Origin of the sequence: Paracoccus jiaweipingae (assembly GCF_044335505.1) — a bacterium.
Taxonomy (GTDB): domain Bacteria; phylum Pseudomonadota; class Alphaproteobacteria; order Rhodobacterales; family Rhodobacteraceae; genus Paracoccus.
In genome coordinates this window covers 493662-519511 of sequence record NZ_JBISBS010000002.1, presented here as the reverse complement: position 1 = coordinate 519511, position 25850 = coordinate 493662, and the positions used below count along the sequence as shown (strand labels likewise).

23 protein-coding genes, 1 tRNA gene, 1 pseudogene and 1 CRISPR repeat array are annotated in these 25850 nt (G+C 66.3%); of the genes and pseudogenes, 18 read left to right on the top strand and 7 right to left on the bottom strand.

The genetic code is table 11. The features are described from left to right. The first annotated feature begins 89 nt into the window (after nucleotides 1–89). The 6 genes from panB to ACFXP9_RS05890 all read left to right on the top strand — a co-directional run bounded on the left by panB (nucleotide 90) and on the right by ACFXP9_RS05890 (nucleotide 5675). The gene (panB, locus tag ACFXP9_RS05915) at nucleotides 90–905 is read left to right on the top strand and encodes a 3-methyl-2-oxobutanoate hydroxymethyltransferase (RefSeq protein WP_397208980.1); all 816 of its coding nucleotides are present in this window, start codon (nucleotides 90–92) and stop codon (nucleotides 903–905) included. A gap of 3 nt (nucleotides 906–908) precedes the next feature. After that, on the top strand, nucleotides 909–1751 hold the full coding sequence (gene panC / locus ACFXP9_RS05910; RefSeq protein WP_397208979.1) for a pantoate--beta-alanine ligase: 843 nt from the start codon (nucleotides 909–911) through the stop codon (nucleotides 1749–1751). A gap of 70 nt (nucleotides 1752–1821) precedes the next feature. Then, on the top strand, nucleotides 1822–2061 hold the full coding sequence (locus ACFXP9_RS05905) for an exodeoxyribonuclease VII small subunit (RefSeq protein ID WP_397208978.1): 240 nt from the start codon (nucleotides 1822–1824) through the stop codon (nucleotides 2059–2061). Beyond that, nucleotides 2061–2924: a polyprenyl synthetase family protein gene (locus ACFXP9_RS05900; RefSeq protein WP_397208977.1), complete on the top strand. Its 864-nt coding sequence runs from the start codon at nucleotides 2061–2063 to the stop codon at nucleotides 2922–2924. The genes ACFXP9_RS05905 and ACFXP9_RS05900 overlap by 1 nt, the downstream gene beginning before the upstream one ends. Nucleotides 2925–2954: 30 nt before the next feature. Next, entirely contained in the window at nucleotides 2955–4880 is a 1926-nt protein-coding gene (gene dxs / locus ACFXP9_RS05895) for a 1-deoxy-D-xylulose-5-phosphate synthase (protein WP_397208976.1), read from the top strand. 87 nt (nucleotides 4881–4967) lie between these two features. After that, nucleotides 4968–5675, top strand: coding sequence for a VIT1/CCC1 transporter family protein (locus ACFXP9_RS05890; protein WP_397208975.1), 708 nt, complete (start codon nucleotides 4968–4970; stop codon nucleotides 5673–5675). Nucleotides 5676–5816: 141 nt separating this feature from the next. Beyond that, a CRISPR array of direct repeats spans nucleotides 5817–6882; the repeat unit is 29 nt; unit sequence CTGTTCCCCGCCCACGCGGGGATGAACCG. A 61-nt stretch (nucleotides 6883–6943) separates the two neighbouring features. Here the strand turns inward: ACFXP9_RS05890 and ACFXP9_RS05885 are convergent. Further along, nucleotides 6944–7783 (bottom strand): SDR family oxidoreductase, encoded by an 840-nt coding sequence (locus ACFXP9_RS05885; protein WP_397208974.1) that lies wholly within the window; start codon nucleotides 7781–7783, stop codon nucleotides 6944–6946. Continuing rightward, the gene (locus tag ACFXP9_RS05880) at nucleotides 7780–8814 is read right to left on the bottom strand and encodes an LLM class flavin-dependent oxidoreductase (RefSeq protein ID WP_397208973.1); all 1035 of its coding nucleotides are present in this window, start codon (nucleotides 8812–8814) and stop codon (nucleotides 7780–7782) included. Before ACFXP9_RS05880 ends, ACFXP9_RS05885 begins: the two co-directional genes overlap by 4 nt. A gap of 88 nt (nucleotides 8815–8902) precedes the next feature. Here ACFXP9_RS05880 and ACFXP9_RS05875 point away from each other — a divergent pair, with 88 nt between their 5' ends. From ACFXP9_RS05875 to ACFXP9_RS05850, 6 genes are all read left to right on the top strand, one after another. Further along, nucleotides 8903–10384 carry an AMP nucleosidase gene (locus tag ACFXP9_RS05875; RefSeq protein ID WP_397208972.1) on the top strand — a complete coding sequence of 494 codons (1482 nt, stop codon included), beginning with the start codon at nucleotides 8903–8905 and terminating at the stop codon, nucleotides 10382–10384. A 159-nt stretch (nucleotides 10385–10543) separates the two neighbouring features. Further along, complete coding sequence (locus tag ACFXP9_RS05870) at nucleotides 10544–10846, top strand: HU family DNA-binding protein (RefSeq protein WP_397208971.1); 303 nt, start codon at nucleotides 10544–10546, stop codon at nucleotides 10844–10846. A 155-nt stretch (nucleotides 10847–11001) separates the two neighbouring features. Continuing rightward, the gene (locus tag ACFXP9_RS05865; RefSeq protein ID WP_397208970.1) at nucleotides 11002–11886 is read left to right on the top strand and encodes a DMT family transporter; all 885 of its coding nucleotides are present in this window, start codon (nucleotides 11002–11004) and stop codon (nucleotides 11884–11886) included. 85 nt (nucleotides 11887–11971) lie between these two features. Beyond that, nucleotides 11972–13018 carry an efflux RND transporter periplasmic adaptor subunit gene (locus ACFXP9_RS05860; protein WP_397208969.1) on the top strand — a complete coding sequence of 349 codons (1047 nt, stop codon included), beginning with the start codon at nucleotides 11972–11974 and terminating at the stop codon, nucleotides 13016–13018. Then, nucleotides 13015–14124 carry an efflux RND transporter periplasmic adaptor subunit gene (locus tag ACFXP9_RS05855; protein WP_397208968.1) on the top strand — a complete coding sequence of 370 codons (1110 nt, stop codon included), beginning with the start codon at nucleotides 13015–13017 and terminating at the stop codon, nucleotides 14122–14124. The genes ACFXP9_RS05860 and ACFXP9_RS05855 overlap by 4 nt, the downstream gene beginning before the upstream one ends. Then, nucleotides 14121–17183: an efflux RND transporter permease subunit gene (locus ACFXP9_RS05850; RefSeq protein WP_397208967.1), complete on the top strand. Its 3063-nt coding sequence runs from the start codon at nucleotides 14121–14123 to the stop codon at nucleotides 17181–17183. Before ACFXP9_RS05855 ends, ACFXP9_RS05850 begins: the two co-directional genes overlap by 4 nt. Before the next feature lie 73 nt (nucleotides 17184–17256). Here the strand turns inward: ACFXP9_RS05850 and clpB are convergent, their stop codons facing one another. From clpB to ACFXP9_RS05830, 4 genes are all read right to left on the bottom strand, one after another. Beyond that, the gene (clpB, locus tag ACFXP9_RS05845; RefSeq protein WP_397208966.1) at nucleotides 17257–19905 is read right to left on the bottom strand and encodes an ATP-dependent chaperone ClpB; all 2649 of its coding nucleotides are present in this window, start codon (nucleotides 19903–19905) and stop codon (nucleotides 17257–17259) included. A gap of 100 nt (nucleotides 19906–20005) precedes the next feature. After that, nucleotides 20006–20461, bottom strand: a complete 456-nt coding sequence (locus ACFXP9_RS05840; protein ID WP_397208965.1) for an NUDIX domain-containing protein — start codon at nucleotides 20459–20461, stop codon at nucleotides 20006–20008. A gap of 12 nt (nucleotides 20462–20473) precedes the next feature. Next, nucleotides 20474–20746 carry a hypothetical protein gene (locus ACFXP9_RS05835; protein ID WP_397208963.1) on the bottom strand — a complete coding sequence of 91 codons (273 nt, stop codon included), beginning with the start codon at nucleotides 20744–20746 and terminating at the stop codon, nucleotides 20474–20476. Next, nucleotides 20743–21633 carry an SPFH domain-containing protein gene (locus ACFXP9_RS05830; RefSeq protein ID WP_397208962.1) on the bottom strand — a complete coding sequence of 297 codons (891 nt, stop codon included), beginning with the start codon at nucleotides 21631–21633 and terminating at the stop codon, nucleotides 20743–20745. The genes ACFXP9_RS05835 and ACFXP9_RS05830 overlap by 4 nt, the downstream gene beginning before the upstream one ends. Before the next feature lie 109 nt (nucleotides 21634–21742). Between ACFXP9_RS05830 and pyrF the strand changes: the two genes are divergently transcribed. Beyond that, nucleotides 21743–22429, top strand: coding sequence for an orotidine-5'-phosphate decarboxylase (pyrF, locus tag ACFXP9_RS05825; protein ID WP_397208961.1), 687 nt, complete (start codon nucleotides 21743–21745; stop codon nucleotides 22427–22429). A gap of 1 nt (nucleotide 22430) precedes the next feature. Here the strand turns inward: pyrF and ACFXP9_RS05820 are convergent, their stop codons facing one another. Next, a complete protein-coding gene (locus ACFXP9_RS05820; RefSeq protein WP_397208960.1) occupies nucleotides 22431–23309 on the bottom strand; it encodes an N-formylglutamate amidohydrolase in 879 nt (292 codons plus the stop codon). A gap of 140 nt (nucleotides 23310–23449) precedes the next feature. Between ACFXP9_RS05820 and ACFXP9_RS05815 the strand changes: the two genes are divergently transcribed. From ACFXP9_RS05815 to rpsO, 5 genes and pseudogenes are all read left to right on the top strand, one after another. Then, nucleotides 23450–23524 (top strand) — tRNA-Val (locus tag ACFXP9_RS05815). An 82-nt stretch (nucleotides 23525–23606) separates the two neighbouring features. Next, nucleotides 23607–23732: a type B 50S ribosomal protein L36 gene (gene ykgO, locus ACFXP9_RS05810; RefSeq protein ID WP_397208959.1), complete on the top strand. Its 126-nt coding sequence runs from the start codon at nucleotides 23607–23609 to the stop codon at nucleotides 23730–23732. 198 nt (nucleotides 23733–23930) lie between these two features. Further along, a pseudogene (locus ACFXP9_RS05805) lies at nucleotides 23931–24320 on the top strand (DUF1643 domain-containing protein); the annotation flags it as partial. A gap of 114 nt (nucleotides 24321–24434) precedes the next feature. Next, nucleotides 24435–25418, top strand: a complete 984-nt coding sequence (locus ACFXP9_RS05800; RefSeq protein ID WP_397210043.1) for a calcium-binding protein — start codon at nucleotides 24435–24437, stop codon at nucleotides 25416–25418. A 153-nt stretch (nucleotides 25419–25571) separates the two neighbouring features. After that, the gene (rpsO, locus tag ACFXP9_RS05795) at nucleotides 25572–25841 is read left to right on the top strand and encodes a 30S ribosomal protein S15 (RefSeq protein WP_397208956.1); all 270 of its coding nucleotides are present in this window, start codon (nucleotides 25572–25574) and stop codon (nucleotides 25839–25841) included. Nucleotides 25842–25850 lie beyond the last annotated feature (9 nt).

The window sequence follows — 25850 nt, the reverse complement described above, 5'->3', positions numbered from 1 at the left end:
CACGGAAACGTCACGAAACGCTTGGTGAATTGCTGCACTGCGGCTAAAACCCCCGGCAAGCGAATTGAGGGGGGGGAGGGGAACCCAAGATGAGTGCTTCGACACAGATCCGCCGCCGCACGGCGCAGGACATCCGCGCCGCCAAGGGTGGGGTGCCGCTGGTCTGCCTGACGGCCTATACCACGCCGATCGCGCGGCTGGCCGACCCGCATTGCGACCTGCTGCTGGTGGGCGACAGCCTGGGGATGGTGCTGCACGGCATGGAATCGACCCTTGGCGTCACGCTGGACATGATGATCCTGCACGCGCAGGCGGTCATGCGCGGCGCGCAAAAGGCGCTGGTGGTGGTCGACCTGCCCTTTGGCAGCTACGAGGCTGGCCCCGCCGCCGCCTTTGACGCCGCCGCGCGGGTCATGCGCGAAACCGGCGCCGGGGCAGTCAAGCTGGAGGGCGGTGCCCATATGGCCGACACCATCGCCTTTCTGACCGCGCGCGGCATTCCCGTGGTTGGCCATGTCGGGCTGACACCGCAGGCGGTGAACACGCTTGGCGGCTATCGCGTGCAGGGGCGGGGCGCGGATGGCGACCGTGTGCTGGCCGATGCCCGCGCCGTGGCCGATGCCGGGGCCATCGCCGTGGTGCTGGAAAAACTGCCCGAGGCGCTGGCCGGGCGCATCACCCGCGACATTGCCGTGCCGACCATCGGCATTGGCGCGTCGGCGCAATGCGACGGTCAGGTGCTGGTGGTGGATGACATGCTGGGGCTGTTCGCGGATTTCCGGCCCAAATTCGTCAAACGCTATGCGCAGCTGGCGCAGGATGCCGAGGCCGCCATCGCCGCCTATGCCGCCGAGGTCCGCGACCGCGCCTTCCCGGCCCCCGAACACACCTTTGCCGAGGGCTAGGTCATGGACCTGATACGCAACCTCAATGATCTGCGCGCCCGCGTGGCCGCGTGGAAGGCGGCGGGTCAGCGCGTTGCCGTGGTGCCGACGATGGGCGCCTTGCATGACGGCCATTTGTCGCTGGTCGCGGCGGCGCGGGCCGCCTGTGACCGGGTCATCGTGACGCTGTTTGTCAACCCGCGCCAGTTCGACAACCCTGACGATCTGTCGACCTATCCCCGGACCGAGGACAGCGACCGCGCCGCGCTGGCCCCGCATGGGGTTGACCTGTTGTTCGCGCCCGATGTGGCGCAGGTCTATCCGCAGGGGTTTGCCACGACGGTGTCGGTGGCGGGGCTGTCGCAGGGCCTGTGCGGCGATTTCCGCCCCGGTCATTTCGACGGCATGGCCACGGTGGTGACCAAGCTGTTCACCATGACCCAGGCCGATGATGCGTTTTTCGGGGAAAAAGACTGGCAACAGCTTCAGATCGTGCGGCGGCTGGTCGCGGATCTGAACCTGCCCGTCACCGTGCATGGCTGCCCGACCCTGCGCGCGGCGGATGGGCTTGCCATGTCGTCGCGCAACCAGCGGCTGTCGCCCGCCGACCGCGCCACCGCCCCGGCGCTTTACGCCGCGATGCGCGATGCCGCCCGTGCCATCGGCGCCGGTCAGCCGGTGGCGCAGGCGCTGGATGCGGCCCGCGCACAGGTCGTGGCCGCCGGGTTCGACCGGGTGGAATATCTGGAATTGCGCCACGCCCATGACCTGACGCCGCTGGACCGCCCCACGGCCCCGGCGCGGCTGTTGGCGGCGGCATGGCTGGGACCGGTGCGGCTGATCGACAATATCGGTCTTGAAGCCTGACCCCGGATGGTGGCATCCGGTCGTGAAGGGCGATATGATCGCCGTTCCGACTGGCTGACAAAGGTGCGACATGGCCGATGACATCAAGGCGCTGTCCTTCGAGGACGCGATGAAGGAACTGGAGGCCGTGGTGGGCAAGCTGGAACATGGCGACGCCACGCTGGAACAATCCATCACCCTGTATGAACGCGGTGCCGCGCTGCGCCAGCATTGCGAGGCCCGCCTGAAAGAAGCCGAGGAACGGGTCGAGAAAATTACCCTCGACGCCAGCGGCCAGCCCACCGGCACCACCCCGGCCGAGGGCCTGTGATGCAGGCCCGGCTGGATGCGGTTAAGGCACAGGTGCAGGCCGCGCTGGACCACGCAATGGCGCCGCTGCCGCAGGGCGATCTGGCCGATGCCATGCGCTATGCCTGCGTTGGCGGCAAACGGGTGCGGGCGTTTCTGGTGATGGAATCGGCGCGGCTGCATGGCGTGGACGATGCGGCGGCACTGCCCGTCGCCACCGCGGTCGAGGCGCTGCACGCCTATTCGCTGGTCCATGACGACCTGCCGGCGATGGACGACGACGACCTGCGCCGAGGAATGCCGACGGTGCATGTGCAATGGTCGCAGGCCACGGCCATTCTGGCGGGCGATGCCTTGCAAAGCATGGCTTTCGAACGCCTGTCCGACCCGGCCATCGGCGCGGCGGACACCCGGATTGCGCTGGTTCAGGAACTGGCCCGTGCCGTGGGCGCGCAGGGCATGGTCTGGGGTCAGGCGCTGGACATCGCCGCCGAGGACGCGCCCCAGCCCCTGACGCTGGACCAGATCACCCGCCTGCAACGCGCCAAGACCGGCGCGCTGATCAGCTTTGCCGCCGCCTCGGGGGCGCTGATCGCCGGTGCCGATCCCAGGCCAATGCAGGATTACGCCCGCGCGCTGGGGCTGGCCTTTCAGATTGCGGATGACATTCTGGATGTCACCGGCGACCCTGAACAGACCGGCAAGCGCGTCGGCAAGGATGCCGCGGCGAACAAGGCGACCTTCGTGTCGCTGCTGGGGCTTGAGGGCGCGCGCGACCGCGCCACCGCCCTGACCGAAGAGGCCGTCGCCGCACTTGCGCCATTCGACGACCGGGCGGAACCGCTGCGCCAGCTGGCGCGCTTCGTGATCGAGCGTAACACCTAGGACAGCCGCCCCCGAAGGAGGGGGCAAGCCATGACAGAGACCCCCCAACGACCCCAAACCCCCGTGCTGGACCGCGTCAGCCTGCCGTCCGACCTGAAGGCGCTGACCGACCGCCAGTTGCATCAGCTGGCGGACGAGCTGCGCGCCGAAACCATCAGCGCGGTCAGCGAAACCGGCGGCCATCTGGGCGCGGGTCTGGGGGTGGTGGAACTGACCGTGGCCCTGCACGCCGTGTTTGACACGCCGCGCGACAAGATCATCTGGGATGTCGGGCACCAGTGCTATCCGCACAAGATCCTGACCGGGCGTCGCGACCGTATCCGCACGCTGCGTCAGGGTGGCGGGCTGTCGGGGTTCACCAAGCGGTCGGAAAGTCCCTATGACCCGTTCGGGGCCGGGCATTCCAGCACCTCGATCAGCGCGGCGCTGGGGTTTGCCATGGCCCGTGAACTGGGCGGCGATCCGGGCGATGCCATTGCGGTGATCGGTGATGGCGCCATGTCGGCGGGCATGGCCTTCGAGGCGATGAACAATGCCGGCCATCTGGGCAAGCGGCTGTTCGTGGTGCTGAACGACAATGAAATGTCCATCGCGCCGCCGGTCGGGGCGCTGTCCAGCTATCTGACGCGGCTTTATACTGAAGGCCCGTTTCAGGAACTGAAGGCCGCCGCCAAGGGCGCGGTCAGCCTGTTGCCGCCCCCCCTGCAAGAGGGCGCGCGCCGTGCCAAGGAAATGCTGAAAGGCATGACCGTCGGCGGCACCCTGTTCGAAGAACTGGGTTTTTCCTATGTCGGGCCGGTCGACGGGCATGACCTGGACCAGCTTTTGCCGCTGTTGCGGGTGCTGAAATCGCGGGCGACGGGGCCGGTGCTGATCCATGCGATCACGCGCAAGGGCAAGGGCTATGCCCCGGCGGAACGCGCCGCCGATCGCGGACATGCGACGGGCAGGTTCGACGTGGTGACCGGCCAGCAGGCCAAGGCGAAATCGAACGCCCCCAGCTATACCAGCGTGTTTGCCAAAACCCTGGTCGACGAGGCCACGCGTGACGATAAAATCGTCGCGGTGACCGCCGCCATGCCGGATGGCACCGGGCTGAACCTGTTCGCGGAACGCTTTCCCCGTCGTTGTTTCGATGTCGGCATTGCCGAACAACATGCCGTGACCTTTTCCGCCGGGCTGGCCGCCGGGGGGCTGAAGCCGTTCTGCGCGCTGTATTCCACCTTTTTGCAACGCGGTTATGACCAGATCGTTCACGATGTGGCCATCCAGCGCCTGCCGGTGCGCTTTGCCATTGACCGCGCCGGGCTGGTGGGCGCCGATGGGGCAACCCATGCCGGCGCTTTCGATGTGGCGTTTCTGGCCAATCTGCCGGGAATGGTGGTGATGGCCGCCGCCGACGAGGCCGAGCTGCGCCACATGGTCGCCACCGCCTGTGCCCATGACGACGGCCCCATCGCCTTCCGCTTTCCGCGTGGCGAGGGCACGGGCATCGACATGCCCGAGCGCGGCACCCCGCTTGAGATCGGGCGCGGGCGGGTCGTGGCCGAGGGCGGGCGCGTGGCCATCCTGTCCTTCGGCACCCGCCTGTCCGAGGTGATGGCGGCGCGTGAATCGCTGGCGGCGCGGGGGCTGGCCCCGACGGTTGTCGACGCGCGCTTTGCCAAGCCGCTGGATTGCGACCTGATCCTGCGCCTTGCCCGCGAACACGAGGCCCTGATCACCGTTGAAGAAGGGGCGATTGGCGGCTTTGGCAGCCATGTCGCGCAGCTTCTGGCCGGGCATGGCCTGTTCGATGGCGGCCTGCGGTTCCGCAGCATGGTCCTTCCCGATACCTTTATCGACCATGCCAGCCCCGAGGCGATGTATGCCAGCGCCGGCATGAACGCCCCGCAGATCGAGGAAAAGGTGCTTGAGGTTCTGGGCGTGACGCTGGCAACGGGGCGCCGCGCGTAACCACGCCCCGGCCTTTGGCCTGACCCGGATGATGAACCGCGGCACCGGATGGCCGCGGGCCAAGATTGTGTTGCAAGGGCAAAGACCATGAGCGGCTTGTTTTCCTGGCATGTCGAGGACCCCCATTACATCACCCGCAGCGGCTGGTTGCGGGCGGCGGTTCTGGGGGCAAATGACGGCATCGTGTCGATCAGTTCGCTGATCGTCGGGGTTGCCAGTGCCAGCGCAAGCGCCGAACCGGTGCTTCTGGCCGGGTTCGCCGGGCTGGGGGCGGGGGCCTTGTCGATGGCGGCGGGGGAATATGTGTCGGTCAGTTCGCAGTCCGACATCGAACGGGCCGACATCGCGCGCGAGCAGCGCCTGCTGCGGGAGAACCCGCATATCGAGATGGAAGAACTGGTCACCATCTATGAGGCGCGCGGTCTGGCGCCCGACACCGCGCGGCTGGTGGCCCGCGAATTGACCGAACATGACGCCCTTGGCGCCCATCTGCGTGACGAATTGGGGATGCATGAGGTCCACGCCGCGAATCCGGTGCAGGCGGCGCTGGCCTCGGGGGGGACATTCACCGTGGCGGGGGCGCTGCCGGTTCTGGCGGCGTTGCTGGCACCTGATGGCCGCATCATCCCGGTGGTTCTGTTGGTCACGCTGCTGGCGCTGGCGCTGCTTGGCGCTGCCGGGGCGCGGGCCGGGGGCGCGCCGGTGCTGCGCGCGGTGCTGCGCGTGATGTGCTGGGGCAGCGTCGCCATGGCCATCACCGCTGGCATTGGCTGGCTGTTCGATATCGTCGTCTGAACAAACCGGTTGCTGCCGGCCTGTGCCGGTGAAATTCGACGCCTTGCATCTGGTCAGATTTGCACCGAAAAAGGGGCTGTAAACCTCGGTACGCTTTTTAAAATCGTGATTGTGCTGTAAGATCAATAAACTGCAGCAAGACTGTTCCCCGCCCACGCGGGGATGAACCGTCAGCTACTGCAACCCCGAGGCGGAGCTTGCCCTGTTCCCCGCCCACGCGGGGATGAACCGGTCGCGGGCGCGGATGTGCTGGCCACCTACCGCTGTTCCCCGCCCACGCGGGGATGAACCGACGCCAGCATTGCTGCCGTTGTTCCAGTTGCCCTGTTCCCCGCCCACGCGGGGATGAACCGTCCGATGAGATCGAGGTCCGGCTTGAGGACCGCTGTTCCCCGCCCACGCGGGGATGAACCTCAGGAACAGGAAGATCGAGATCAGCAATTCGTCTGTTCCCCGCCCACGCGGGGATGAACCGGCCGGGTGCGTGCCCGAGCCGAGCGCCGGGTCCTGTTCCCCGCCCACGCGGGGATGAACCGGGAGTCGAGTCATGGGAAAAACGACAACCGATCTGTTCCCCGCCCACGCGGGGATGAACCGGAAATTCACGCCACCATCCAGCCCGGCGCGATCTGTTCCCCGCCCACGCGGGGATGAACCGTGAATTCGTCATCCAACCAGCAGGTTTCGATCCTGTTCCCCGCCCACGCGGGGATGAACCGGACAGAAAATGTCCCTGACGCCCGAAAATTTGCTGTTCCCCGCCCACGCGGGGATGAACCGCCCGTCCGACCTGCAAAGATAGGCCGCGCGATCTGTTCCCCGCCCACGCGGGGATGAACCAGCCGCCCCAACCTGCATCAGTCCTTTGGTTCCCTGTTCCCCGCCCACGCGGGGATGAACCGCAGCTGATCCCGGCGCGCGACCGATCGCGGCTCTGTTCCCCGCCCACGCGGGGATGAACCGGGGCTGCCCCGCCTGCTGTTCGAGGTGGTGGGCTGTTCCCCGCCCACGCGGGGATGAACCGCGTTCTATGGCGCGGGTTGGTGGGCGCTATTACTGTTCCCCGCCCACGCGGGGATGAACCGAGCTTGCCCGGCACCGGCAGGAGTCACAGCATCTGTTCCCCGCCCACGCGGGGATGAACCGAAACCAATGCGCGCGAACAATTTCAAAATACACTGTTCCCCGCCCACGCGGGGATGAACCGGCTTTGGCCTCATAGCACGCGGCAACGCAGGATCGTTCCTTGTCCATACGGGGATGCGCCCTTAAATCAGCCCGGCCAGCCCTGATTTATAATCCGGGTGGATCAGGCGCAGTCCCAGATCGGCCTTGATGCGCGCGTTCGAGACGCGCTTGGATTCCGAATAGAAGGACCGCGCCATCGGGGTCATCTGTGCGGTGGCGAAATCCTCGGCCCTGGGCAGGGGCAGGCCGGTTTGGGCGGCGGCATATTCGATGACCTCCTGCGGGGGGCAGGGGTGGTCGTCGCACAGGTTATAGACCGCGCCGGGTCGTGGCTGGCGAATGCTGGCGGCCAGTGCCTGCGCGATGTCATCGACATGGATGCGCGAAAAGATCTGGCCCGGCTTGATGATGCGCCGCGATGTCCCCTGACGCAGCTTGTCCACCGGGCTGCGACCGGGGCCATAGATGCCGGCCAGACGAAAGATATGCAGCGGCCAGCCAGCCTGTCCGGCCAGTGCCTGCCACGCCTGTTCGGCCTGCACACGGGCCTTGCCACGGGCGCTGGCGGGGTCGGTGGCGGTATCCTCGGTCACCCAGTCGCCGTCGTGATCGCCATACACCGCCGTGGTCGACAGATAGCCGACCCAGCCGGGCTGCGCGGCCTGCAAATCATCGCGAAACCGGGCCAGAACCGGGTCGCCGCTGGCATCCGGCCCGGCCGACACCAGAATCGCGTCCGCCCCGGCGATGGCCCTGCGGATGGCATCCCCGTCGCCCCAGTCCAGCGGTTGCGCGCCGCTGGCGGCAACGGCGTCGTGGCGGCCTCGGGTGGTGCCGGAAACCTGCCAGCCATCGGCCAGCAGCAGGGGCGTCAGCGCCGCAGCGGAATAGCCGTGGCCAAGGATGAGGGCGTGTTTCATGCCCCCAGCTTGTGCATGGCCGCCGCCGCGATGTCAAAGCTGTGTTTGCGGGCGGCAAAGTCGTGGATCTGGCCGGTCAGGATCAGTTCATCGGGCTGATAGCGCGCGATCAGCGCCGCCAGTTGCGCGCCCACCCGGTCGGGGCCGCCACAGGCGGTGATGGACAGCGCGGCCTCGACCTGTTGACGGACCGGGGCGGGAATGTCGCGGTCCCAGTCGGCGCGGGGCGGCGGCATCAGGCCGGGGCGGCCCATGCGCAGCCGTGCGAAAGACTGACGGATCGAGGTGGCCAGCAATTCCGCCTCGGCATCGGTATCGGCGGCGATGACATTGACCGCCAGCATGAACCGGGGCGTGTCGCTGGTCAGCCCGGCGCGGAACCGCGTGCGATAGGTTTGCAGCGCCTGATCCAGCGCGAAAGGCGCGAAATGGCTGGCAAAGGCATAGGGCAGGCCCAAAGCCGCCGCCAGCTGCGCGCCGTAAAGCGACGATCCCAGAATCCAGACCGGCACATTCGTGCCCTGACCGGGGTGCGCCTGCACCGCCGCGCCCGGACGGGCCGGGCCAAGATAGGACATCAGTTCCACCACATCATTGGGGAAATCTTCGTCACGGGACATATTGCGGCGCAGGGCATGGGCGACGGCGCCATCACCCCCCGGCGCCCGCCCGATGCCAAGGTCGATGCGCCCCGGATGAATGGTGGCCAGCGTGCCGAACTGTTCCGCGATCTGAAGCGGCGCGTGGTTGGGCAGCATCACCCCGCCGGCGCCGACGCGGATGCGCGTGGTGGCGTCTGCGACATGGCCGATCAGCACGCTGGTGGCGGCGCTGGCGATGCCGGGCATGTTGTGATGCTCGGCCAGCCAGAAGCGGTGGGCGCCAAGCGCCTCGGTGTGGCGGGCCAGCGCGACGCTGTTGGCAATCGCGGTGGCGGTGTCCGAGCCTTCCGGCACCGGGGCCAGATCCAGCACGGACCAGGGGATCTGGGTCTGTGTCATGCGGGGCAGATAAGCAGGCGGCAGGGTCATTTCCAGCCCCGCCCGTCACCGCATCCGCGCGTGGCTTGTCAGGCCCCGGCGCGGGTGGCATGGTCCGCAAAATTGAGGAGTTCATCCCATGGCGCAGGACAGCCGTTTTCTTCCGGTCGAGACACCCGAACCGGTCGAGCGCGAGATTTTCACTACCCCCGAAGCCGCGGTTCAGCGGCTGACGGCGCTGTATGACCGCGCGACCGGTTTCCTGCACCAGCATTTCGTGGATACGCTGAACGGGGTGCGGCCCAAGGCGCGTTACCGCGCGTTTTACCCTGAATTGCGGCTGTCGGTGGCCCATCACGGCCATACGGATTCGCGCCTGTCCTTTGGCCATGTCGCCATGCCCGGCGTCTATGCCGCGACGGTGACGCGGCCCGATTTGTTCCGCCATTACCTGACCCAGCAGATCCGCCTGCTGATGAAGAACCACGATGTGCCGGTGGCGGTGGGCGAAAGCGAAACCCCGATTCCGGTGCATTTCGCGGTCTCGACGCAAAGCGCGCTGAATGTGCCGCAGGAAGGGGTGCTGGACTATTCGCTGCGCGATGTGTTCGACGTGCCGGACCTGAACAATGTCAATGACGACATCGTCAATGGCATGTCCGAGACCAACCCCGATGGCAGCCGCCATCTGGCCGCCTTCACCGCGCAGCGCATCGACTATTCCCTGGCGCGGCTGGCGCATTACACCGCCACCGCGCCCGAGCATTTCCAGAATTTCGTGCTGTTCACCAACTATCAGTTCTATGTCGACGAATTCGAGGCCTTCGCCCGTGGCGTGCTGGGGGGTGACAGCGGCTATACCGCCTTTGTCGCGCCGGGCAACCAACAGATCGACAGCCCCGATGGCGACCTGCCGGTGCTGCCCAAAATGCCGCAAATGCCGGCCTATCACCTGAAACGCGCCGATGGGCAGGGGATCACGCTGGTCAATATCGGCGTCGGCCCGTCCAACGCCAAGACCATTACCGACCATATTGCCGTGCTGCGGCCACATGCGTGGCTGATGGTCGGTCACTGTGCCGGGCTGCGCAACAGCCAGAGCCTTGGCGATTTCGTGCTGGCCCATGCCTATCTGCGCGAGGATCACGTTCTGGATGACGACCTGCCGGTCTGGGTGCCGATCCCGGCGCTGGCCGAGGTGCAGGTCGCCCTGCAAGAAGCCGTGGCCGAGATCACCCGGCTGGACGGATACGAGCTGAAGCGCGTCATGCGCACCGGCACCGTCGCCACCATCGACAACCGCAACTGGGAATTGCGCGACCAGTCCGGCCCCGTGCACCGCCTGTCGCAAAGCCGTGCCATCGCGCTGGACATGGAAAGCGCCACCATCGCCGCCAACGGGTTCCGCTTTCGGGTGCCCTATGGCACGCTGCTCTGCGTGTCCGACAAGCCGCTGCATGGGGAGCTGAAACTGCCCGGCATGGCAACCGAATTTTACCGCACACAGGTGGCCAGCCATCTGCTGATCGGGGTGCGGGCGATGGAAAAGCTGCGGGACATGCCGCTGGAACGGATTCACAGCCGCAAGCTGCGGTCTTTTGCCGAAACTGCCTTTTTGTAGGCGGTGAAAAGCCGTCAAAAGCGACAAAGCAGCGCATTTCCCGGTGGAAAACATGCAAAGGCGCTTGAAACGCGCGGCAAAACCTTGTGTAGCAGGATGTATGCCGCTTAGGTGGTGACACGAATAACCCCGATGGGGAACCGAACGAGGAGACAGAACATGGCCAACACGCCTGCTGCCAAACCGCTGACCAAGACCCAGTTCGTTGCCGAACTGGCCGAAGAGCTTGGCTCGGACAAGAAATCCGCTGCTGCCGCGCTGGACGCTGTTGCCGCGGTCATCACCCGCACCGTTTCCGAAGGCGGCGCGCTGACCATTCCGGGCGTTGGCAAAATCGCCTGCCGTGCCCGCCCCGAGCGTCAGGTCCGCAACCCGCAGACCCAGGAAATGATGACCAAACCCGCCGACAAAGTGGTCAAGATGACCATTGCCAAGGCGCTGAAAGACAGCGTCAACAACTGATCCACCCGGATCGTTGCGCGCGGGGCCGCCCTTGGGGCGGCCTTTTTCTTTGCCCGATCCGGCGGTTGGGGCCGGACGGGCGGCTTTCGCCCTTGACCCGGCCTGCCGCGCTTTGCACCTTGCCGCGATGGCCGTCGGGGCGCTTGGGGAAGGCAATGGACGCAAAAGCAATCGTCATGGGGCTGGCTTTCGCGGCCATGTGGGCCTCGGCCTTTACCACCACGCGGATGATCGTGACCGCGGCGCCGCCGCTGACCGCGCTGTCGATCCGCTTTGCGCTGTCGGCGCTGCTGGCGGTGGGGCTGGCCCGCGCCATGGGCCAAAGCTGGCGGCTGAACCGGGCCGAATGGCGCACCGTCATCCTGTTCGGCCTGTGCCAGAACGCGCTGTATCTGGGCTTTAACTGGCTGGCGATGCAGCGGGTCGAGGCATCTGCCGCCGCGATCATCGCCTCGATGATGCCGCTGCTGGTGGCGTTTTTTGGCTGGGTGGTGCTGAACCAGCCGCTGCGGCCAATGGCGGTGGCGGGGCTGGTGCTGGGGGTGATCGGCGTGACCACCATCATGGGGGTGCGCCTGTCGCACGGGCTGGACCTGCTGGGGCTGGCCTGGTGCCTGATCGGGGTGGTGGCGCTGACCGCCGCGACGCTGGTGGCGCGCGGGGCGGGCAGTCGCGCCAATGTGCTGATGATCGTCGGCTTGCAGATGGGCGTCGGCGCGCTGGCGCTGCTGCCGGCGGCGGCATGGCTGGAATGGCCGGTCGCGATCCGGGTGACGCCGCAACTGGCGATTGCGTTTCTGTATACCGTGCTGGTGCCGGGGATCGCGGCGACCTTTGTCTGGTTCCGGCTGGTCACCCATATCGGCGCGGTGCGCGCGGCGACGTTTCACTTTCTCAGCCCGTTTTTCGGCGTCACCATCGCAGCGGCGCTGCTGGGGGAACGGTTTGGGCTGTCGGATGCGCTGGGGGCCTCGGTCATTGCGGCGGGGATTTTGATGGTGCAACTGTCGCGGCTGCCGCCGGGTCAGGGCGCGCGTTAACGCTTCGTCAGGCATAACCCCACGGAAAGGGTTTTCTTTCACGGCGGATTGGCGCACAAACACCCCGAATTGCCGGAGAATGCAGATGTTGCGCCCCGCTGTCCTGATCCTGATATGCTGTGCCGCTGCCGCCCGCGCCGATGGCGTGCTGGCCGTGAACATGGTCGAGGTGGCGCGCAAGCCGCTGACCTTCGATTCCACGCTGACCGGCACGATCGAGGCCCGCGACAGCGTCGATCTGGGCTTTCGTCAGGGCGGCAAGGTGACCGAGGTGCTGGTCAGCGCCGGCGATCAGGTCAGCGCCGGCCAGCCGCTGGCACGGGTCGATTCGCTGCAACAGGATCAGGCGCTGCGGGTGGCGCAGGCGGCGCTGGCCTCGGCGCAGGCCAGCCTGCAACAGGCGACGCAGGCGGCGGAACGGGCCAGTGCGATGCTGGCGCGCGGCGTCGGCACGCGGGCGGCACGCGACGCGGCCAATGACCGCCTCAGCGCGGCACAGGGCGGGGTGGAACGCGCCGAAAGCGCGGTCGGGCAGGCACAGCGCGCCGTCGACGACACCACGCTGACCGCGCCTGCCGATGCGGTGGTGACCCAGCGCAACCTTGACCCCGGCCAGATCGTCGGCGCCGCGCAGGTGGTGCTGTCGCTGGCCCAGATGAACGGGCTTGAGGCCGTGTTCCAGACCCCCGATTCCCCCCGCCTGAACAGCGCCATGGGCGCAAAGGTGACGCTGGAACCCATTGGCATCGACGCCCCCGCGATGACCGGCCATGTCACCGAAATCGCGCCGCTGGTGAACCCCAATACCGGGTCGGTCACGGTCACAGCCGTCATCGACGGCCACCCGACCGAGGCCCGGTTGCTGGGGGCGGCGGTCAGCGGCACGGTGCATTACCCGGTCGGGCAGGGCATGTCAGTGCCGTGGACGGCGCTGTCCGCGCTGGGGGACCAGCCGGCGGTCTGGGTGGTCGGTGCGGAATCGACCGTCGATCTGGTGCCCGTCGTGATCGAGCGGTTTACCACCGGCGATCTGGTGCTGAAATCGGGCGTCCGGCCCGGTCAGCTGGTGGTCACCGATGGCTCGCAAATGCTGTATCCGGGTCGCAAGGTGGAAAGGGCGCAAACGCAATGAGGCAGCTTTTCGTCACCCTGACCGGGCTTGCCCTGCTGGTCCTGCTGGCTGTCGCGCCGGCGGCCCATGCCTTTGACTGGCCGTGGGCGCAGGAAAAATCCGCCCCGCCGCCCGGCCCGCCCCACCCCATCGTGTCCGAGGTGGTGGCCGATACCGACGCCTATGCCCGTTCGGTCCCCGGTGTGATTGCCGCCCGGACCGAGGTCGCGCTGGGGTTTCAGACCCTTGGCCGGATGGTGCTGCGCCCGGTCGATATCGGGGATGTGGTGGCGGCGGGCGATGTTCTGGCCGAACTGAACCCCGACGATCTGCAAGCCGATGTCCGCGCCGCCGAGGCCGCCGCACAGGCCGCCCGTGTCCAGCTGGAAACCGCGCGCAGCACGGCGGACCGCACCCGGCGTCTGGCCAGCCGCAACGTGGCCTCGACCGCGCAGCTTGAGGCCGCCGAACAGGGGCTGGCCAGCGCGCAGGCCGCCGCCGACCAGGCCGCGTCGCAACTGGTGCGCGCGCAGGATGCGGCGGGGTTTGCCCGCATGACCGCCCCCTTTGACGGCATCGTCAGTCAGGTGTTCAAAAACCCCGGTGCCGTGGTCAGCGCCGGCGAGCCGGTGTTGCGCCTGTCGGGCAATGACGAACGCGAGGCGGTGATCGACCTGCCCGAGGCGGCGCTGGCCTCGGTCCCCGCGGGTGCGGGGTTCATCGTGTTTTCCGACGCGGGCGCCACCGATGGGGTGCCCGCCACGGTGCGCCAGATCGACCCGCTGGCCGATGCCGCCACCCGCACCCGGCGCGTGCATCTGAAACTGTCGCGCCCCGATGCCTTTCGTCTGGGGGCGCTGATCCGCGCCCGCCCGGCGCAGGGCGAAAAACCCGCGCTGACCCTGCCGGTCGAGGCCCTGCGCCACGACCCCGACGGCGCGCAGGTCTGGGTCGTCGCCCGTCAGGGCGATGCTGCCACGGTTGACCTGCGCCGGGTCGAAACCGGGGTCCAGATCGGCGCCCGCATCGCCATCATGTCCGGGCTGGTCCCCGGCGACGAGGTGGTGATCCGCGGCATTCATTCGCTTGAACCCGGCCAGCCGGTCGGACGAAAGGTGGCCCCGTGAATTCGTTCAACCTGTCCGACTGGTCGCTGCGCCACCGCAGTTTCGTCTGGTTCCTGCTGATCGTGTCGATGATCGCGGGCTTTATCAGCTATAACAATCTTGGGCGCGAGGAAGACCCGAATTTCACCATCAAGGTGATGGTGATCGGCGCCGCACTGCCCGGTGCCACGGTCGAGGAAACGCTGGATCAGGTCACCACCCGCATTGAAAAAAAACTCGAGGAACTGGACGAGCTGAAATACACCCGATCCGTGGTGATGCCGGGCCGGTCCATCACCTATGTCGAGCTGCTGCCGACCATCCGCGGCCCCCAGGTCCCCGAGATCTGGAAGCGCGTCCGCTTCATGATGAACGATATCCGGCCCGAATTTCCGCAGGAATTCGCCGGTTTCCAGTTCAACGACAATTTCGGTGACGTGTTCGGCAATATCTATGCCTTCACCGCTGACGGCTTTACCCATCGTGAATTGCGTGACCGGGTCGAGGCCATTCGCAAACAGGTGCAAGCGCTGCCCGCCGCCGGCAAAACCGGCCTGATCGGGGAACGCAAAGAGGAGATTTACCTTGAATTTTCCTCGGCCCGGCTGGCGGCGCTGGGGCTGAACCAGCAACAGGTGATGAGCACACTTGCCACGCAAAACGCCATTTCGGCATCCGGCGTGGTGCAGGCCGGACCGGAACGGGTGCTGGTGCGCGTCGGTGGCCAGTTCGACGATGTGCAATCCATCGCCGCCGTGAACCTGCGCATCGGTGACCGGTTCTTTAACGTGGCCGATGTGGCCAGCATCCGCCGCGGATACGAGGACCCCCCCGACAGCCTGTTCCGCTTTCAGGGGCAGGATGCGCTGGGGTTGCAGATCGGGATGCGGTCCGGCGGCAATATTCTGGAATTCGGCGCTGAACTGGACGCGCTGATGGCGCGCATTGCCGCCGACCTGCCGGTGGGCATCCAGATGCACAAGGTCGCTGACCAGCCGCATGTCGTCGACGACGCGGTCGGCCATTTCGTGCAGGCGCTGGCCGAGGCGGTGATCATCGTGCTGATCGTCAGCTTTATCAGTCTGGGCCTGCGCGCCGGTCTGGTGGTGACGCTGACCATCCCGCTGGTTCTGGCCATCACCTTCGTGGTGCTGGACTGGTATGGCATCACCTTGCAGCGGATCTCGCTGGGGGCGCTGATCATTGCGCTGGGGCTGCTGGTCGATGACGCCATGATCGCGATCGAGACGATGATTTCGCGGCTGGAACTGGGTGAAAACCTGTCCGAGGCCGCCAGTTACGCCTGGACCTCGATCGCCTTTCCGATGCTGACCGGCACACTGGTCACGGTGGCGGGGTTCATCCCCATCGGGCTGAACAGCTCGGCCGCAGGCGAATTTACCTTTTCGTTATTCGTGGTCATCGCCGTGTCGCTGGTGGTGTCGTGGATCGTGGCGGTGCTGTTCGCCCCGATTCTGGGGGTAACCTTCCTGCCCCGCAGCATGAAACAACATGCTGAGGGGCACGTCGGTCGCCTGCGCGGCCTGTTCCACCGGCTGCTGCGCGCGGCGATGCGGTTCAAATGGGTCACGGTCGTGGTGACGATGGCGATTTTCGTCCTGTCGCTGTGGGGAATGCGCTTTGTCGAGCAGCAATTCTTCCCGACCTCGGACCGGACCGAGATTATCGTCGATGTCGGCGAACGTCAGAATGCCAGCATCGCCAAGACCCGTGCCGATATGGACCGGTTCGAGGCGCATCTGAAAGGCGATAAGGACGCGCTGTTCTGGACCTCTTATGTCGGTCGGGGGGCGCCGCGCTTTATTCTGGCAATGGATGTGCCGACCGCCGGCCCGCATATGGGCCAGATCGTGATCCAGACCCCCGATATCGCCGCACGCGAACGGCTGAAGGCCAAGCTGGACAAGGTCGCGCGGACCCGGTTTCCGGGTGTCGATTTCTATATCAAGAACCTTGAGATCGGGCCGCCGGTGGGCAAGCCGGTGCAATACCGCGTCAGCGCGCCCGACCCCGATCAGGCCCGTGATGCGGCGCGCGGACTGGCGGCGGTTCTGGCCAGTGAATCGCGTCTGCGCGACATTGCGCTGGACTGGAACGAACCGGCCCGCGTGGTCCGGTTACAGATTGATCAGGACAAGGCGCGGCAATTGGGCATCACCAGCACCGATATTGCCGGGGCCTTGTCTGCGATGTTCTCGGGCAAGACGGTGACGCAGCTGCGCGATGGCATCTTTCTGGTCAATGTCGTGGCGCGCGGCGATCAGGCCGACCGGCAATCGCTGGACACGATCCGCAATATGCAGCTGGCCACGCCGACCGGCACCCCGATTCCGCTGGCCAGCCTTGCGCGGCTGGATTTCGGCACCGAACCGCCGCTGGTGATTCAGCGTGACGGCCTGCCCACGGTGACGGTCAAGGCGGCCATCGCCAGCAAGGACCAACCCGCGACGCTGGTCACCGCCCTGTCGGACCGGGTGGCCGATTATGTCGCGACTCTGCCACCGGATGTGCGGGTGGTGATTGGCGGCACGGTCGAAAGCTCGGGCGAAAGTCAGGCGCCGATTGCGGCGGTGGTGCCGGTGATGATCCTGATCATGGCGGTGCTGGTCATGGCCCAGATGCAGTCGTTCCGCCTGTCTTTCATCGTGTTCATGGCCGCGCCGCTGGGGCTGATCGGGGTGGTTGCGGTGCTGGTGCCCTTCCGCGTGCCGATGGGCTTTGTGGCCATTCTGGGGGTGCTGGCGCTGATCGGCATCCTGATCCGAAACTCGGTCATTCTGGTGCACGAGGTGCAGAACCTGATCGACAAGGGTCGCGACCGCTGGCACGCCGTGTTCGAGGCCTCGGACAGCCGCGCCCGCCCGATTTTGCTGACGGCGGCGGCGGCGTCGCTGGCGCTGATCCCGATCTCGCGGCAGGTGTTCTGGGGGCCCATGGCCTTTGCCATGATGGGCGGGATCATCGCGGGAACGCTGATCACGCTGGTTTTTGTCCCGGCGCTGTATTGCGTGGTTTACGGGGTCAGGCCACCGCAAGGCGCGGATGATGACCGGGCCTGACGGTCAGTCCGCCGCAATAGGAAAACCCCGGCCATTGGCCGGGGTTTCGCGTTCAGGGTCATGGACCGAAGGGTCAGTGCAGCGGATGCGGCATTTGCGCGCCGCCATCGCCCGCCGAGCCCAGCCTGTGGCCAGCCGTGCCAAGGCGGTTGCCAACCATCAGCCCGTCGTCATTCGCGGTCACCCTGACGGTCTGGCCGTCCAGAACCTCGCCCGACAACAGCAATTCGGCCAGCGGGTCTTGCAGGCTGCGCTGGATCACCCGTTTCAGCGGGCGGGCCCCGAAGACGGGGTCATAGCCCTCATCGGCCAGCCATTTACGCGCCGCTTCATCCAGATCCAGCGTGATCTTGCGCGCCGCCAGACGGTGCTCAAGTCGGCCAAGCTGGATATTGACGATCCCGTCCATATTCTGACGGCTGAGGCGGTGGAAAATGATGATCTCGTCCAGACGGTTCAGGAATTCGGGGCGGAAATGGGCGCGCACGGCGTCCATGACCTGATCCCGCGCCTGCCCGCTGTCGGCCCCCTCGGGCAGTGTCGACAGCGCCTGCGACCCAAGGTTCGAGGTCAGCACGATCAGCGTCTGCTTGAAATCGACGGTGCGGCCCTGACCATCGGTCAACTGCCCGTCATCCAGCACCTGCAACAGAACGTTGAACACGTCGGGATGCGCCTTTTCAACCTCGTCGAACAGGATCACCTGATAGGGGCGCCGGCGCACGGCCTCGGTCAGCACACCACCCTCATCATACCCGACATAGCCCGGAGGCGCGCCGATCAGCCGCGCGACACTGTGCTTTTCCATGAATTCGGACATGTCGATGCGCACCATCGCCTGATCGTCGTCGAACATGTATTCCGCGATGGCCTTGGTCAGCTCGGTTTTGCCGACGCCGGTCGGGCCAAGGAACAGGAACGACCCCAAGGGGCGGTTTTCGTCGTTCAGACCGGCGCGGGCGCGGCGGACGGCGTTGGATACGGCGGTGACGGCCTCGGCCTGGCCGATGACGCGCTTGCCGATTTCCTCTTCCATTTTCAACAGCTTCTCGCGCTCACCCTCCAGCATTTTGCTGGTGGGGATGCCGGTCCAGCGTTCGACGACCTCGGCGATCTGTTCGGGGCGCACGGCCTCTTCGACCATCAGGCCGTCATCGGGGGCATCGCTGCCCTCGGCCTCGGCCAGTTGCTTTTCAAGGCCGGGGATGATGCCATAGGACAGCTCGCCCGCGCGGGCCAGATTCCCCTCGCGCTTGGCTTGGTCCAGCTCGGCGCGGGCGCGGTCCAGCTGTTCCTTCAGCCCGCGCGCACCTTCCAGCTTGTCCCGTTCGGCCTGCCAGCGCGCGGTCATGCCGGCGCTGCGTTCCTGAAGGTCGGACAGATCCTTTTCCAGCCGGTCCAGCCGGTCCTTGCTGGCGGCGTCATCCTCTTTCTTCAGCGCCTCGGCTTCGATCTGCATTTGCAGGATCTGGCGGTCCAGCGCGTCCAGTTCCTCGGGCTTGCTGTCGACCTCCATCCGCAGGCGGGATGCGGCCTCGTCCACAAGGTCGATGGCTTTGTCGGGCAGGAAGCGGTCGGTGATATAGCGGTTCGACAGCGTGGCCGCCGCGACCAGCGCCGCGTCGGAAATGCGCACGCCGTGGTGCAGCTCGTATTTTTCCTTGATGCCGCGCAGGATGCTGATCGTGTCCTCGACCGTCGGCTCCTCGACCATCACGGGCTGGAAGCGGCGGGCAAGGGCGGCGTCCTTTTCGATATATTTGCGGTATTCGTCCAGCGTGGTGGCGCCGACGCAATGCAACTCGCCCCGCGCCAGCGCCGGTTTGATCAGGTTGGCCGCGTCCATCGCGCCATCGGTTTTGCCGGCGCCAACAAGGACGTGAAGCTCGTCGATGAACAGGATGATCTCGCCAGCGGCGGATTCGATCTCTTTCAGGATGGCTTTCAGCCGCTCTTCGAATTCGCCCCGGTATTTCGCCCCGGCGACCAGCGCGCCCATGTCCAGCGCCATCAGGCGCTTGTTGCGCAGGCTTTCAGGCACATCGCCGTCGACGATGCGCAGGGCCAGCCCCTCGGCGATGGCGGTTTTGCCGACGCCGGGTTCCCCGATCAGGACCGGGTTGTTCTTGGTGCGGCGCGACAGGACCTGCATGGCGCGGCGAATTTCCTCGTCCCGGCCAATGATCGGGTCGATCTTGCCGTCCTCGGCAGCCTCGGTCAGGTCGCGGGCATATTTGGACAGCGCCTCCATCGTGTCCTCGGACGAGGCGGAATCGGCGGTGCGGCCCTTGCGGATGTCGTTAATCGCCGCGTTCAGCTTTTGCGCGGTCACGTCACCGGCGACCAGCGCGTCGCGGGCATTGGTGTTCACCACGGCCAGCGCGGTCAGGATGCGTTCGGCGGGGACATAGCTGTCGCCCGCTTTTTTGGCCAGCTTTTCGGCCTCGTCCAGCACGCGGACCATGGACGGGTCGATATAGACCTGCCCGTCGCCGCCCGAAACCTTGGGCAGTTTTGCCACGGCCTTGTCAGCGGCGGCCAGAACGGCGGCGGCGTCGCCCCCGGCGCGGGCGATCAGATTGGCGGCAAAGCCCTGATCGTCGTCAAGCAGCGCCTTCAGCAGATGTTCGGGAACCACCCGCTGCTGTTCCTCGCGGATGGCAATGGTCTGCGCTGCCTGCAAAAAGCCGCGCGACCGTTCCGTGAACTTTTCCATGTTCATCGGTCATACTCCTCTCATAGCCCCCGGTTTTTGGACCGCCCAAATCTGGCACGGCCCGGTCCGGGTCTTGGTGCCAAGGTGGGTATGACGGAACCCCGTTTCAAGCCTGCGGTTCCCCGGCAAAACCGGGGTCAGGCAGGCCAAGACAGACCCGAACGCGGTCGCGGAACGGGCCGACGGCATGGGGGTGGCGGACATAGTCGGCAACCGGCATCAGCCGCCAGTGCTGGCCCTCGTCGCCAAAGCGGATGCGGCGCAGGTCATGGGGGCGCAGGGCCAGCGTGAACATTACCGCGATTTCCTGCGGTTCTTCGGTTGCCGGGAAGTAATGGCGGCTCAGCAGACGGATGGCGGGCAGGGCAAGGCCGAATTCCTCGTGCAGTTCACGCAGCGCGCAGGTTTCAGCGCTTTCGCGACCCTCGCGGCCACCACCGGGCAGGTCCCAGCGGTTCGGAAACGGGATATGCGGCAGATCGTCGCGCAGGAAGGTCAGCAGGCAATCCCCCAGCGTGGCGACGATCTTGGTGCCGATGAAATCATCCGGGTCGCGGGGCATATCGGCGTGGGCCTAATTGTCGTTGATGTCGCGATCCCACAGCCGGACCTGTCCGCGCTGCACCCCCATCATCCAGCGCAGCAACAGCCAGATCGCGGCGGAGAGCAGGGTGGTCGCAACCAGCGCCGATGGCAGGCCCCAGACCCACAGCCCCAGCAAAAGCGCCAGACCCATGGTCGCGACCGCCAGCGCCAGACCCAGAAAGACATAACCGGGCAGCAGCAATTCCAGCCCGGCCAGCACCAGCCCGGCGATCAGCCACAGCCAGCCGTCGGACCAGATCATGATTGCCGCCCTTTCAGCAGGGTAAAGGCATCACCGAAGGCCTCGGTCAGGGCGGCGGGCAGGACGATGGTCTGTTTGCCCTGACCATCGGCCAGCCGGGTCATGGCCTCGACCTGTTTCATCGCCACCTGATAGCGGGCGCCTTCGATCCCGCCCTCGCGGATGGCATTGGCAATGACGGCGGTTGCGGCGGCCTCGGCCTCGGCCAGGACGCGGCGGGCCTTGGCCTGTTGTTCGGCGGCATACAGCTCGCCATCGGCGGCCAGTTCGACGGCGCGGCGCTTGCCCTCGGCCTCGGTCACCTGGGCGCGGCGTGCGCGTTCGGCGTTCAGCTGTTGCAGCATCGCGGCGCGGGTCGCGTCATCAAGGTTCACGTCCAGAATTTCGGCGCGCGTCACCTCTATCCCCCAGTCATCGACGACATTGGCCAGCGATTCGCGGATACGTTCGATCAGCCGCGCGCGGTTGGACTGGACCTGATCCAGTTCCATCATCCCGATTTCCGAGCGCACGATGCCAGCCACGGTGGTGGCGATCGCGGCATCGACGTCGCGGATACGGTAAACGGTCTTTTCAGGTTCCAGAATGCGGTAAAACACGCTGGTTTCCACCTGAACCAGCACGTTATCGGCGGTGATTGCGTCCTGACTGCTGGTCGGCAACTGCCGTTCCAGAATGGAAATGCGGTGCCGCACCGTGTCGATGAACGGAACGATGAAATTGATCCCCGGCCCCAGCACGGCACGCAGCCTGCCAAAGCGTTCGACCACATATTTTTCCGATTGCGGCACAATGCGCACCGCCATCATCACCGCGATCAGCAGCACCACCGCAAGGGTGATCAGGGTGGCATTGCCGCCCGACAGCGTGAAAGGAAGCTGGTCCATTGGAAAATCCCTGCCTGAATACCCTGTGCAGATTGCGGCTGTTCCGATTCGTCTTCAACCCTTACACCACCATCCGTAAACATAAGGTGAATCAGCAAGGAGAAAACCGATGGACGACCGTCTGATCATGGCGCTGGACGTGCCCAATGCGCTGCAAGGGCTGGAACTGGTGCGGACGCTTGGCGATTCGGTGGGCTTCTACAAGATCGGGCTGGGGATGCTGACCGGTGGCGGGCTGGCCCTGGCGAACGAGCTGAAGCAGGTGCATGAAAAGCGCATTTTTCTGGATATGAAGCTGTTCGATATCGGCGCCACGGTCGAGGCCGCCGTGCGCGGGCTGGCGCAGTATGACCTTGATTTCCTGACCGTTCACGGCGACCCGCATGTGGTGCGCGCAGCGCGTGAAGGCGTGGGCGGTTCGGGGATGAAAATTCTGGCGGTGACGGTGCTGACCTCGCTTGACCGGGCCGATCTGGACGCGGCGCTGATCCGCGAGGGCGATGTGGCCGATCTGGTGGTCGAGCGCGCGGCGCGCGCCTTCGAGGCCGGGGCGCATGGCGTCATTGCCAGCCCGCGCGAGGCCGCCGCCATCCGTGCCCTGCCGCAGGCCGGGGGCAAGCTGATCGTGACCCCCGGTGTGCGCCCTGCCGGTGCCGCGATGGGCGATCAGAAACGGGTCGAGACGCCGCAGGCCGCGCTGGCCGCCGGGGCCGATCACATCGTGGTGGGCCGCCCGATCCGCGATGCCGCCGATCCGCGTGCCGCCGCGCAGGCCATTCTGGCCCAGATCGCCTGACCTATTCCGCCGCGATTCCGCCCTGCAATCTTTCCTGCGCCCCGGCGGGTGCGATGGCCCGCAGGGCGGCGAAAAACCCGTTCAGACGCGCCGCAAAACCGGCATAGCCGGGGCCGGGTTGCAGGCCGCTGTCGTCAAGGTAAAGCCGCCGGTCGAATTCCAGTTGAATGACATGCCGCCCGCGCCGCGGGTCGCCATGGGCGCTGGCGATATGGGCGCCGGAAAACGGGGTGTTGCGGGCGGCGCGAAAGCCCTGCGATTCCAGCGCGGTCTGCACCGCATCGCTGAACCGTGCCGCCGCCGACAGGCCGTGGCGGTTGCCGATCACCACGTCAGGCAGGGGCGGACGGGTCTGGGCCAGCGCCTCGTGCGGCATGGAATGCAGGTCGATCAGCAGCGCGGTGCCAAACCGCGCGCGGGCGCGGTCCATCAGCCCGGCCAGCGCGCGGTGATAGGGGTGCCAGTATCGGGCCAGCCGGTCCTGCGCCTGATCGCGTGTCAGGCGGAACCCCGCGGGGTGGATGGGCCGCCCGGCCCCGACGATCCGGGGCAGCACCCCCAACCCGGCCTGCACCCGCATCCCCAGCGGGCGGCGGGGAACGCCATCGACCAGATTCGGGTCCAGTTCTGATTCGGCGCGGTTCAGGTCGACCACGCTGCGCGAGACCCGCGCCGTCAGCAGCGCCATCCCCAGCCCCGGCGCGGCAGCGGCCAGATGGTCCAGCAAGGCGTCCTCGGAACTGCGCAACAGGTGCCGGGGCAGGGCGGTGCCGGCCAGAAAATCGTCGGGAAAATCGCGCCCCGAATGCGGCGAGCCAAGGATGATTCCCGTCCAGTCATCGGGCACGGTCAGGTCGAAAATCGGGGGCGGGTGGTCCATCCGGCGGGCCTTGCGGCGATTTTTTGCGATAAAATCACTGTTGAACGGCGCCGGGGGGACTTGCAACCCGCAAAAGGGGGCTATATAGACCTGCGAACCGAAGCGGGGTGCGGCCAGACATGGTCGGTTTCGTGACGGACGGGCGGTTAGCTCAGCGGTAGAGCACTACGTTGACATCGTAGTGGCCACTGGTTCGATCCCAGTACCGCCCACCATTCTTTTGCCGCCCCCGGACATGGGCCGGGGGTATTTCAGTTTCCCCAAGGCGCGCGAGGCGCCGCGTAGAGGAGAAGACCGATGAAGGTTCGCAACTCGCTCCGCTCGCTCAAGCAGCGTCACCGTGACTGTCAGGTCGTGCGCCGCAAGGGCCGGATCTATGTGATCAACAAGACCAACCGCCGCTTCAAGGCCCGCCAGGGCTGATCCGGCAAGGTCTTTGTGACTGAAACGACCCGTGGCCCCGGCTGCGGGTTTTTTCGTTTCCGGACGGGCACGGAAAGGGATGCGATGATTGTGCGTCAGCATCAGGCAGCGGGGATGCGGTCGGTGGTGACATATTCCGATTGTGGCGGTTATCGCTATGACCTGCGGCGCGAATGAGGGGCGGGGCCGCGGGTCAGCTTCGTGATGCTGAACCCCTCGACCGCGGATGAGCTTCGCAATGACCCCACCATCGCCCGTTGCGAGCGTCGCGCGCGGGTGCTGGGGTTTCAGGGTCTGCGGGTGGCCAATCTGTTCGGTTGGCGGGCCACTGACCCGCGCGACATGCGGGCACAGGCCGACCCCGTTGGTCCGGGCAATGATGACGCGATCATGCAGGCAGCGGCATGGGCCGATCAGGTGATCTGTGCCTGGGGCGTGCATGGCGCGCATCTGGGCCGGGGGCCGCAGGTGGCGGCAATGCTGCGCGGGCACGGGCACCGGCTGGTGCATCTGGGGCTGACCCGTGACGGGCACCCCCGGCACCCGCTTTATGTGGCCTATGCACAGCAGCCGGCGCTGTGGCGTTAACCTATTGGTAATTTAGAGGTTCGTTGCCGGAAACGGATTTGTTAGACTGGTCCCGGTGGCGCCTGTTGCGCCTTGTGGGCCTGTTGCGCTTGTGGGGATGTCATGCTGATTCTGATGACAGTTTTCGGAACATTGCTTGTCGGTATTGCCGCCGAATCCCTGTTCGGCGCCGATGATGACCCGGATGCGGATTGCCTGACCGATCTGCCCGATGAAACCGGCCATGTGGATGACCCCCAGCCAGACCCCGGCGCGGATGGCGCGGGGGGCGGCGGCACCGGCGACGGTGGCACTGGCGACGGTGGCGCGGGCGACGGCGGTGCGCCCGACCTGCCCCCTGCCGTCACCGGCGAGGCGGTGCGCGGCACGGGCGGCGGTGACTGGCTGCGCGGCCATGCAGGCAATGACACCATTCTGGGGCTGTGCGGCGATGACGCCCTGTCCGGGGGGCTGGGCAATGACCTGCTTGAGGGCGGGGACGGCAATGACTGGCTGAATGGCGATGACGATTTTGGCGCACATGGCCATGACTATCTGGATGGCGGGCGCGGCGATGACCGGCTTGAGGGCGAGGGCGGCAATGACACCCTGATGGGCCGGTCCGGCAATGACACGCTGATCGGTGGCGCGGGCGACGATTACCTTGATGGCGGCACCGGCAGCGACCATCTGGATGGCGGCGAAGGCGACGACACCCTGCGGGCCGGAACCGGGCCGGGCAGCGACACCCTGGGCGGCGGCGGCGGTGATGATTTGCTGATCGGCGGGGCCGGGGGGCAGACCTATCTGCATGGCGGCGAAGGCGATGACCGGCTGGTGCTGACCGGCGGCGATTTCGCCGAGGGGCAGGACGGGGCCGACCGCTTTTACCTGACCCCCGAAGGCGAGGGCGTGGCCGTGGTTACCGATTACGATGCCACGCAGGACAGCGTGTTTGTCCTGCTGCCCGCCGATCAGGCCGATCAGCCGCTGATGCTGACCCATGACGCCGATGGCACCGCCAACCTGTTCGTCGGCGGTCAATTGGTGGCGCGGTTGTATGATGCCGCCGATCTGACGCTGGCCGATATCGGCATCACCACCGAGGCACCGCAATAACGGCCTTGCCGTGAAACCCCTTCCCTTCAGGGCCGGTTTCCCCTATATGCCCCCATCTGCCCGCGTTCCGCGCGTGCAGCACTTCTCCATGGGCCTGTGCTGGACGACATCCCGGCCTGCGCCATAACCCTTTGTTTGTGAAAGGAGTCCCCGATGTCGATTACTGTCGAAGAAAAGAATCGCGTCATGAAAGAGTTCGCCACCAAAGAAGGCGACACCGGTTCGCCCGAGGTGCAGGTTGCGATCCTGTCCTCGCGTATTGCGACCCTGACCGAGCATTTCAAGACCCACAAAAAAGACAACCACTCGCGCCGTGGTCTGCTGAAGTTGGTGGCACAGCGCCGCAAGCTGCTGGACTATCTCAAGCGCAAGGAAGAGGCCCGCTATACCGACCTGATCGCGAAGCTGGGTCTGCGCCGCTGATTTCGGAAC

Excerpts from the sequence above, each read along its gene's own strand:
- ACFXP9_RS05900 (WP_397208977.1), top strand. The coding sequence starts at position 2,061 with ATGCAGGCCCGGCTGGATGCGGTTAAGGCACAGGTGCAGGCCGCGCTG.
- ACFXP9_RS05890 (WP_397208975.1), top strand. The coding sequence starts at position 4,968 with ATGAGCGGCTTGTTTTCCTGGCATGTCGAGGACCCCCATTACATCACC.
- ACFXP9_RS05860 (WP_397208969.1), top strand. The coding sequence starts at position 11,972 with ATGTTGCGCCCCGCTGTCCTGATCCTGATATGCTGTGCCGCTGCCGCC.
- ACFXP9_RS05855 (WP_397208968.1), top strand. The coding sequence starts at position 13,015 with ATGAGGCAGCTTTTCGTCACCCTGACCGGGCTTGCCCTGCTGGTCCTG.
- clpB (WP_397208966.1), bottom strand. The coding sequence starts at position 19,905 with ATGAACATGGAAAAGTTCACGGAACGGTCGCGCGGCTTTTTGCAGGCA.
- ACFXP9_RS05905 (WP_397208978.1), top strand. The coding sequence starts at position 1,822 with ATGGCCGATGACATCAAGGCGCTGTCCTTCGAGGACGCGATGAAGGAA.
- ACFXP9_RS05865 (WP_397208970.1), top strand. The coding sequence starts at position 11,002 with ATGGACGCAAAAGCAATCGTCATGGGGCTGGCTTTCGCGGCCATGTGG.
- ykgO (WP_397208959.1), top strand. The coding sequence starts at position 23,607 with ATGAAGGTTCGCAACTCGCTCCGCTCGCTCAAGCAGCGTCACCGTGAC.
- ACFXP9_RS05885 (WP_397208974.1), bottom strand. The coding sequence starts at position 7,783 with ATGAAACACGCCCTCATCCTTGGCCACGGCTATTCCGCTGCGGCGCTG.
- ACFXP9_RS05870 (WP_397208971.1), top strand. The coding sequence starts at position 10,544 with ATGGCCAACACGCCTGCTGCCAAACCGCTGACCAAGACCCAGTTCGTT.
- ACFXP9_RS05875 (WP_397208972.1), top strand. The coding sequence starts at position 8,903 with ATGGCGCAGGACAGCCGTTTTCTTCCGGTCGAGACACCCGAACCGGTC.
- panB (WP_397208980.1), top strand. The coding sequence starts at position 90 with ATGAGTGCTTCGACACAGATCCGCCGCCGCACGGCGCAGGACATCCGC.
- ACFXP9_RS05880 (WP_397208973.1), bottom strand. The coding sequence starts at position 8,814 with ATGACCCTGCCGCCTGCTTATCTGCCCCGCATGACACAGACCCAGATC.
- pyrF (WP_397208961.1), top strand. The coding sequence starts at position 21,743 with ATGGACGACCGTCTGATCATGGCGCTGGACGTGCCCAATGCGCTGCAA.
- rpsO (WP_397208956.1), top strand. The coding sequence starts at position 25,572 with ATGTCGATTACTGTCGAAGAAAAGAATCGCGTCATGAAAGAGTTCGCC.
- ACFXP9_RS05835 (WP_397208963.1), bottom strand. The coding sequence starts at position 20,746 with ATGATCTGGTCCGACGGCTGGCTGTGGCTGATCGCCGGGCTGGTGCTG.
- ACFXP9_RS05800 (WP_397210043.1), top strand. The coding sequence starts at position 24,435 with ATGACAGTTTTCGGAACATTGCTTGTCGGTATTGCCGCCGAATCCCTG.
- ACFXP9_RS05820 (WP_397208960.1), bottom strand. The coding sequence starts at position 23,309 with ATGGACCACCCGCCCCCGATTTTCGACCTGACCGTGCCCGATGACTGG.
- panC (WP_397208979.1), top strand. The coding sequence starts at position 909 with ATGGACCTGATACGCAACCTCAATGATCTGCGCGCCCGCGTGGCCGCG.
- ACFXP9_RS05840 (WP_397208965.1), bottom strand. The coding sequence starts at position 20,461 with ATGCCCCGCGACCCGGATGATTTCATCGGCACCAAGATCGTCGCCACG.
- dxs (WP_397208976.1), top strand. The coding sequence starts at position 2,955 with ATGACAGAGACCCCCCAACGACCCCAAACCCCCGTGCTGGACCGCGTC.
- ACFXP9_RS05830 (WP_397208962.1), bottom strand. The coding sequence starts at position 21,633 with ATGGACCAGCTTCCTTTCACGCTGTCGGGCGGCAATGCCACCCTGATC.